The following is an 8,445-nucleotide window of genomic DNA, read 5'->3' on the forward strand; positions in this document are numbered from 1 at the left end:
ATCCGGAGAGCCGGTCTTCTCAAGGATCTTCGCTTCTCGCTTGGTCAGCGTCTTGGCGACGGTGCGCGCCGCGAATCCCTTGGAATCCACCCACGACATGATCGGATCGTTGACGCCGAACGTCGTCGGCTTGCCGGGGGCGATCACTTCATGGCCGAACAGCACGGCCATTTCGGCATCGGTCACGTCCTTGACCCGTCCGGTCAGGTAGTGGCCGAGCGCCGGATCGGCGGCGCAGTCGGCGGCCGCGCAATCGCCGGCGACGGTGTGCGGGATCTCCAGCGGCAGATGCTCGGCGCTGTCGCCGACCAGCAGCGTCCATTCGCCGCTTTCCGTCTTCCACGCATTGGCGGCGACATCGAAGTGACGGAAGGTGTAACGGTCGAAATCGATATGCACGCTCTTGCTTTCGTGCGCGGCCAGCTCAATCTTGGCGAAGCCCTTCAGCTCGCGGTCGGGGTGCAGCACACCGCCCTGCGGCGCGCGCACATACAGCTGGGCCACGGTGGCGCCGGCGACGTCGGAATCGTTGGTGACGACGAAATCGACGCCGGTCGCGGTGGCGGTGATCGCGCTGTACGTGAACGTGGAGTAGCTCAGGCCGTATCCGAACGGGAAGCGCACGGGCACGCCGGCGGTCTCGTAGTAGCGGTAGCCGACGAACGGGCCTTCACGGTAGATCGCATCGCGTCCGATGGCCGGATACCAGCCGGAGCTCGGGCAATCCTCGTACCGCATCGGCCAGGTTTCGGCCAGATGGCCGGACGGGTTGACCTCGCCGGTCAGCGCGCGCACGGTGGCGGAGGCGCCGGCCTGGCCGGACAGTCCCACGTACAGCATGGCGGCAACGTCGTCGAACCACGGCAATTCCACCGGGGAGCCCGCGACGAGCACGATCACCACCGGCTTGCCGGTCTTCGCCAATGCCTTGACAAGCTCGTTCTGCACCTGCGGAATCGCCATGGTGGAGCGGTCGAGACCCTCGGATTCGCTGCGCTCGTCGAGGCCGACAACGGCCAGCACCACGTCCACGGTGTCCTTCTTGGCGAGCGCCACGGCGTCGTTCAACAGCACCTGGTCCGGCTGGCCCTGGCGGTCGTAGCCCTGCTCGTAGCCAGCCAGCACGAGGCCTTCGGTGTGCTTGACCTCGTCGAGGATGTTCTCCTCCTTGGTGGCGTTCACCTTGGATGAGCCGGAGCCCTGGTAGCGCGCGGTCGCGGCCATGTCGCCAATGACGGCCACGCGGGTGCCCGGCTTGAGCGGCAGTGTGGCCGCGTCGTTCTTCAGCAGCACGCTGGAATGTTCCGCGACCGTTCTGGCGATGTCGTGGTGGGCTTTCGCGATGTTGTCCTTAAGAAGGTCGTCGCGGCCGACGCCGACGAGTTTGGTCGCGGCGGCGATTTTGGCGACTTCGGCGGCACGCTTGTTGATGTCAGCTTCGGACAGCGTTCCCGCCTTGACCGCGCCTTCCAGCTCGCGCACGGAAGTGAAGCCCGGTGACGGCATTTCCAGCGATCCGCCCGCTTTGACGGCCGCCACGGCGGAGTTGGAGCCGCCCCAATCGGAGACGACCATGCCGTCGAAGCCCCATTCGTCGCGCAGGATCTCCTGCAGCAGATGCTTGTTCTCGTGGGCGTAGACGCCGTTGATCTCGTTGTAGGAGGTCATGATGGTCATCGGCTTGGCTTCGCGCACGGCGATTTCGAAGCCGGTCAGGTACAGTTCGCGCATGGTACGTTCGTCCACGACGGAGTTGCTGGCCTGGCGGCGCAGCTCCTGGCTGTTGACCGCGAAATGCTTCGGGCATGCGGAGATGCCGTTGCTTTGGATGCCGCGGATCAGGCCGGCGGCCATGCGGCCGGCGACGATCGGGTCTTCCGAGTAGTACTCGAAGTTGCGTCCGCACAGCGGGTTGCGCTTGATGTTCATGCCCGGGCCGAGCAGCACGTTCACGTCGAGGTCGTGCGCTTCCTTGCCCAGCGCCTTGCCCATTTCCTCGGCGAGCGCCGGATCCCAGGAGTTGGCCACGGTTCCCGCGGTCGGGAAGCAGGTGGCCGGCTTGGATGCGCCGAGGCCGAGATGGTCGCCCTCGCCGAGCTGGCGACGCACGCCGTGCGGGCCATCGCTCATGACGAAGCTGGGGATGTCGGCGCGATCGTTGCCACGCGAATCCCATTCGGATCCGCCGGACAGCATCGCCGCCTTCTCAACGATCGAAAGGTCTTCAAGTTCCATTGGTTCTCCCTCGCACTAGATTTTCGCAACCCGCTTCACCAAGCCTGCCCTGCCTGGCCCGCGCTGTTTTTCCTGCGATTTCCCGCTGTCGCACCGCGCCGCATCGCGCCGCCACGCACGTGGGATTTCGCCGCTAGTTTGATTGAACCAGCTTTTGCGTCGCCATCGCCGCCGCGTTACACAACCTGTCGTTTTGTGGACACAATCGGCACACGGCCGGGAAACGCATCGGAAAACAGACACCGCTGTCGGCAAACTGCAGCAAAAAGGACGGCGCCCGCTGTTATTGCGGGCGCCGTCCGGGGCAGTGTTTGATTATGGAATCAAAGGTATTGCGATTGGTTTCGCATATTCAGTTACTTGGCGACCACCTTCTTCCGCCGATCGATGAATCGCTTGATGGCGATGATTTCGAGGACCGCCAGCAGCACACCCAGCACCGCGTCGGCCACGATCATGGCGACCTTCCACACCGGCATCGGATCGGCCGGCTCGCCATCCGCGTAACGCCAGCTGTTCGCCGCCGTGTACAGGATATGGTGGGCGGCTTCGCGCATGGCCTTCACTGAGGTGGCGCTGTGGTCGGTCACATGGTTGGTGGTTTCGGTGGTGGCGAGCATCGCGTCGGTGCCGCCGCGGATGGCCTGGTCGGCGGTCTGGTAGGCGTAGTTGGTGCCGGAGAAGTAGTCCGTTTCCACGAAGCCTTTGAAGCCCCATTCGCCGCGCAGCACGGTCTGGTTGAGCCCGGTGTGGGCGCTGGAATACGTGTTGCCGATGTAGTTGAACGATCCCATCACGGCCTGCGCGTCACCGTCGGCCTTGATTACGGTTTCGAACGGCTTCAGGTACAGTTCGCGGATGGACTGCTCGTTGGCCCAGGTGCACAGCTGGCCGTTGCGCTGGGTCTCCTGCTCGTTCAGGGCGAAGTGCTTGATGAAGGCGTACACGCCATGTTCCGCGGCACCGAGCACCTGCTGGCTGGACAGGTCGCCGGTCAGGACCGGGTCTTCGGAGAAGTATTCGAAGTTACGTCCGGCGAACGGGGAACGGTGCAGGTTCACGGACGGCGCATACCAGCCGGATACCTGCATTTCATGGGCCATTCCGCCGATGGTCTCGCCGTATTCGCGTGCCAGGTCCTTGTTCCAGGAGCAGGCGAGGACGATGTTCGATGGCAGGCCGATGGAGCTGACACCGGTGAAGTTGTCCTTCAAAGCGGCGGGGCCGTCCACGTCGGACAGACGCACTTTGCCGATCGACTTGATGGCCGCGTTCTGGTAGCCGGCGTTGGCAATGAGGTTGTCCATGTCGTCGAAGGTCAGCTCGTCAAGCAGCTTGTCCCACTTGGCGTCGTTGTAATCAACACCGCGCAGGTCCGCCAGACGCAGGCCGTTCTTGGCTCCGGTGGTCGGCATCTTGTCGGAATCCTTGTCGAACTTGGTCGGATCGTAGTTGCCGGTGTTGTAGAACGTGGACTTGTCCTTGTCGGACATGGAGTAGTCGGTCGGGCCGGCGAGCGCGGCCTTCGCGTTGGCGAAGTGGTCTTTGCGGCTCAGGTAGTTGAGTCCACCATTGGCGTCGTCGAACACGTTGGTCGCCACGGTCTTGTCGCCGTTGTGGGTGTTCGAATCGGAGTCATACGTGATGGTGTCCTTCACCGTCACGTCCTTCGAATCGATCACGTGATGCGAGTCGGAACGGATGGAGATCGCATAGTCGCCCTTCTCCAGCACGTACGCCTTCGCCTTCTGGTAGTCGTAGGACGCCATGTCGTCGTCATCGAACTCGACCTTCACGGTCTGGGACTCGCCCGGCTTCAGCTCCTTGGTCTTCTCGAAATCGACCAGGTTCGCCGTGGCCTTCTCGATGCCGCCATTGGTGTACGGCGGGTTGTAGTAGACCTCCACCACGTCCTTGCCGGACCTGTCGCCCGTGTTCGTCACGGTCACGTCGAAGCTGACCTTGCCGGACTTCGCATCGTATTTCACATCGCCCATCTTCTGGTCGAAGGACGTGTAGGACAGGCCATAACCGAACGGATACTGCACGGTGTCGTCGTAATTGATCAGACCCTCATCCGAAGCCGTCTCATAGTAACGGTAGCCGACGTAAATGCCCTCGTTATAGTTCACGAAATGCGGGAAGCGGACGCCACGGGCGGAGTTCACTTCGAATTCCTTGACATTGTCGTATTCGAAATTGCCGAAGTTGTTCCAGGTCGGGTTCTTGGTCAGATCGGTGAGGAAGGTGTCGGAGGTCTTGCCGGACGGGTCGGTCTTGCCGGTAAGCACTTCGCCGAGCGCTTCGAAGCCGGCCTGGCCGGGATGCGGTGCCCACAGCACGGACTTGATTTGCGGATAGTCCTTCACGAAGTTCAGTTCGAACGCGTTGGCGCCGTTGTAGACCAGCACGATCTTCTTGAAGTTCTTCGCCACCAGGTCGATCATGTTCTTCTCGGACTGGCTCAGCTCAAGATAGTGGGTTCCCTTCGGGAAATCCTTGTACGACTTGGAATTGTCATGGTAGGTGACGTCCTTGGCCTGCATGTCGGTGGGCAGGTCGAGACCTTCGCCGCCGAGGCGGCCAATCACGACCATCGCGGTGTCGGAGAAGTCCTTGGCGTCATCGATGAGCTTGTCGCCGTAAGTGTTCGCAGCGGGTTCCGGCAAGGTCCAGTCAGCGGAGGTCACGCCGATTTCGCCGCGTGACGTGGAGTAGTCGGTGTAGAACTTGGTGAGCTCCTCGTTGGTTTTGAAACCGGCATCGTGCAGACCGTCCAGCAGGGACGTGGTGTCGTATGCGTCGGACAGCGCGCCGGAACCGGTGCCACCGTAGATCGGGTTGGTGGAGGCCCAGCCGAACACGTTGATGTTGCCGGCGCTCTGCATCGGCAACGTATCGTCGTTGTTCTGCAGCAGCGTGATGCCTTCGCGCTCGATGTCCACCGCAAGCTTGTTGGTTTTGTCGATGGTCTTCTGCGTCAGCTCATGCTTGGTGGCGGTGGCCATGGTCAGCATGCTGCTCAGCGGGCCGGTGAGCGCCATGGAAAGCGATACGATCGCGGCGATCGCTACGACCACCCAGCTGGTCGAATGCACAAGCTTGCGTGCGGCCTGGTTGGCCACCGTTTTCTTATTGACCGCGATGGTCACGATGATGCCCAGCAGCAATGCCACGACGATGGCGATCAGCTGCGGCCGTATCGATTGGATTACCGCAATGACGTCATCCATGTTGATCTCAAGCATGACGATTCCTTCCTCGGTTTCTCTGCTATTCGTCTCCGCCTCAACGCGGAACGCTTGACGGCATCATTGTCGGGAAAAGGAAATCGTTTATCTAATCGAAAAGCAATACCTACCAGTATGCATTTTTTGCATATATTACATGACTGAACTTGAAATACCAATATTGACAAGGGTTTACTGCAGTTCATCCAATCGGAATCAAAGCCGGTTGTCCAAGGAAACCCCGGACAACCTGTCACCATCGGAGCATAACCTGTCCACCCATCCACCCCCTACATATTCAGGTGTGTCGAATAGTGCGCACATATCCCGGCCATACGAAAACGCCAGTATCCGTTGCCTACCTTTTCAGACGCTCACGCTCCGAGCAAGGTCAGCGGCACCACATGGATGCCCTCGGGAGTGGTGTAGGAATACGCGCCGTTGCCCACCAATACCATAAGGAACGATGGATCCCGCTGCCGGGCATAAGGATTCGCGGTGACCTTGTCTTTCATCCGCAACAGCGATTCAACAGCTTCGGGCACCTTGCTCTCACCGAGTTTGATTTCGATGGCAGCCCACCTGCCGTCCGGCAATTCAAGGATAACGTCTGCCTCCAGTCCTTTTTCGTCCCGGTAGAACGACAACGACGGCTTGTCTGGCCCATCCCAGGCCGAGGCGTAGATTCTTAGGTCTCGGATTGCAAGATTCTCGAACAGATCGCCAAAGATCTGCCCCTCGGCAAGCAGTCGCGTCGGATTCAGACCCAGTGCGGCGGCCGCCAACGAGGGATCGGTGAAGTACCGCTTCGGTTTGACACGCATCCGGTTTTTCGCCTTGATGGATGAATCCCAGCAGGGCAGTTCCTCGATGAGGTATTCGCGCTGCAGCATCTGGATGTAACTGGAGACGGTTGACCGCGCGGGTTCCTCGTCCTGCGCTTGATCATCCGCATAGAGATCACGGATCAGGGTCTTCATCGTTGCCGCCGTGGCGTTGTTACGGGCAAGCGACATGATGGTGCGACGCGTCATGGCCGGGCTTTTGCCCATTCTGGGCGCGTTGTCCTCTATGACGGCATTCAGGTATTGCCGTGGAATATATAACGCCGCCCGCAGGGGACGATCCTTCGACGCGGGCCAGCCGCCACGGCAAACCCATTCCGCAATGTCCACCAACGACGTGGATGCGGTTGCGCGTGGACAATCGCCGTCGAAAAGGCCCTGCAGCGAGACCTCGCCGGAGGATTCCCCAAGTTCGGCAAGACTCATAGGCCACATGCGCAAGTGAGCGATACGGCCGGCACCGCTATGCTCGTAGGATTCGGTCGGCGGCGCACTGGAACCGGTGAGAATGTATTGCCCCGGCCGGTTGGCATTGCTGTCGATGTCATGCCGAACGGCGTCACGCACTTTGGGCACGGTCTGCCATTCGTCAATGAGATGAGGTTGATCGCCGATAAGGGCGATGGTCGGATCCGCTTCGGCCAGAGGAAACACATTCTGGTCGTCCAGACTGGTCATGCTGTTGGCATGTGCCTGACCGGACCATGTCTTTCCACACCATTTCGGCCCGTCGATCTGAACCGCACCGAATATCTGCAGCAGCGTCTCGATTTGCCCATCAATGAGCCTTGGAATGTAACCCTGTGGTTGCAATGCCATGTTTCCGCCTATTTTCAACGATTAGGAACCGTCATCTTACATTTTACGCCGGTTCCATCTTACATTTTACGCCGGTTCCATCTTACATTTTACGCCGGGCTCAGCGGACGCTCGGCGCGCATTTCAGCGAGCGCTGACAGGCCAGACGCACCATACGGCGTAGGAGATCAGCGGGCAGATGGTGGCCGAGACCATCACGTCGGTCGGATAGTGCAGGCCGAGCAGCAGACGCGAGCAGGCGACCGCGAACACGAGCGCGACGGCACCGAGCACCGCCCTGCGGAGAAGCACCCGCCTTTGGCTGGTCTCGCCGTCGGGAAAGCGTTTGCGCGCCAGGTTGCGCACGGTGAGGATCATCATGACCGATACGATCACCGCGGCCGCCGTGTGTCCGCTGGGAAAACTGGAATCGCCCGGCAGCAGGCCGCTGCCGAGGGCGGTGATCGGCCGTGGCCTTTCCACCAGCCATTTCACGCCGGTCACATACACAATCGGCGCCGCCGAAACGACGACGTCACGGAAAACCGTCCGTCTGCTGCCGGTGATGCGCAGGTCGATCGCGGCCAAAACCGCGACCAACGCAATGCAGCCGACCGTGGAGAACAGGTACGCCAGCACCGCCGAGCAGTCGTGCAGATATTCCGGCCATGCGGCAAGCGCCTGCAATACGTTGGTCTCGCGCGTGGTCGCGACCGTCGAATCGCGCAGTGCGACGCCGACCATCGGCACGATGCAGCACAGTATGGCGGTCGCGGTGACGACGGCGACGGTTTTTGCGATGTTCCCGTTTTTCGTATGCATGGCACGATATCGTAGCCGCGCATTCACCGCCAGTTCACCGCCTGAGACGGCTTTTGCCAATATCCGCACGTTTCATACGACCATCGTCCGTCACACACATGCCGATTCTCGAAACGATGGCTAAATGGCTAAATATATTTAAATATAAATAAATACGATGCAGCCATTCCACTCATCAACCGCAGTGAACATCCGATACCAGGCGAAGGCTATTCCACGGCATCCGGATCGTATTCCACCACGCTGAGCGCGACCACGCCATCCGCGGTGTGCACGTACACGTTCGCCTTGCCGCCGATGTCCTCCAACCCTTCGACAAGATGGGAAATCGGCTCGGAATCCAATACCGGCAGCACCTGGGCGACCCCGTCGGAATCGGTGACGGTCAGGGTGTCATCCAGATAACCGGTGGCCAGTGTCTCGTCGATGGCGTTTTCAAAGTCCGTCAGCTCGCGGATCTCCGCTTCCGCAGCCTTGTCGGCGGACGATTCGATGGCCCGTTCCACTGTCTCGTC

General features: G+C 60.7%; 5 protein-coding genes. All 5 read right to left on the reverse strand.

Annotated features, from left to right (window positions below; translation table 11 throughout):
• A partial coding sequence (locus ACR0P8_RS07775; protein WP_432624540.1) for a glycoside hydrolase family 3 C-terminal domain-containing protein occupies positions 1-2,235 on the reverse strand: 2,235 nt, incomplete at its 3' end.
• Positions 2,236-2,591: 356 nt separating this feature from the next.
• Positions 2,592-5,483 (reverse strand): glycoside hydrolase family 3 C-terminal domain-containing protein, encoded by a 2,892-nt coding sequence (locus tag ACR0P8_RS07780; protein WP_432624541.1) that lies wholly within the window; start codon positions 5,481-5,483, stop codon positions 2,592-2,594.
• Between the two features lie 356 nt (positions 5,484-5,839).
• Complete coding sequence (locus ACR0P8_RS07785) at positions 5,840-7,129, reverse strand: ATP-binding protein (protein WP_432624542.1); 1,290 nt, start codon at positions 7,127-7,129, stop codon at positions 5,840-5,842.
• A 123-nt stretch (positions 7,130-7,252) separates the two neighbouring features.
• Positions 7,253-7,930 carry a phosphatase PAP2 family protein gene (locus tag ACR0P8_RS07790; RefSeq protein ID WP_432624543.1) on the reverse strand — a complete coding sequence of 226 codons (678 nt, stop codon included), beginning with the start codon at positions 7,928-7,930 and terminating at the stop codon, positions 7,253-7,255.
• A 209-nt stretch (positions 7,931-8,139) separates the two neighbouring features.
• Positions 8,140-8,445 (reverse strand): hypothetical protein (locus ACR0P8_RS07795; RefSeq protein ID WP_432624544.1); only part of this gene is annotated, 306 nt, incomplete at its 5' end.

Origin of the sequence: Bifidobacterium sp. (assembly GCF_050874245.1) — a bacterium.
Lineage (GTDB): Bacteria > Actinomycetota > Actinomycetes > Actinomycetales > Bifidobacteriaceae > Bifidobacterium.

What these genes read in the sequence shown, in the direction of transcription:
- ACR0P8_RS07780 (WP_432624541.1), bottom strand. Translation starts at nt 5,483, where the DNA reads ATGCTTGAGATCAACATGGATGACGTCATTGCGGTAATCCAATCGATA.
- ACR0P8_RS07785 (WP_432624542.1), bottom strand. Translation starts at nt 7,129, where the DNA reads ATGGCATTGCAACCACAGGGTTACATTCCAAGGCTCATTGATGGGCAA.
- ACR0P8_RS07790 (WP_432624543.1), bottom strand. Translation starts at nt 7,930, where the DNA reads ATGCATACGAAAAACGGGAACATCGCAAAAACCGTCGCCGTCGTCACC.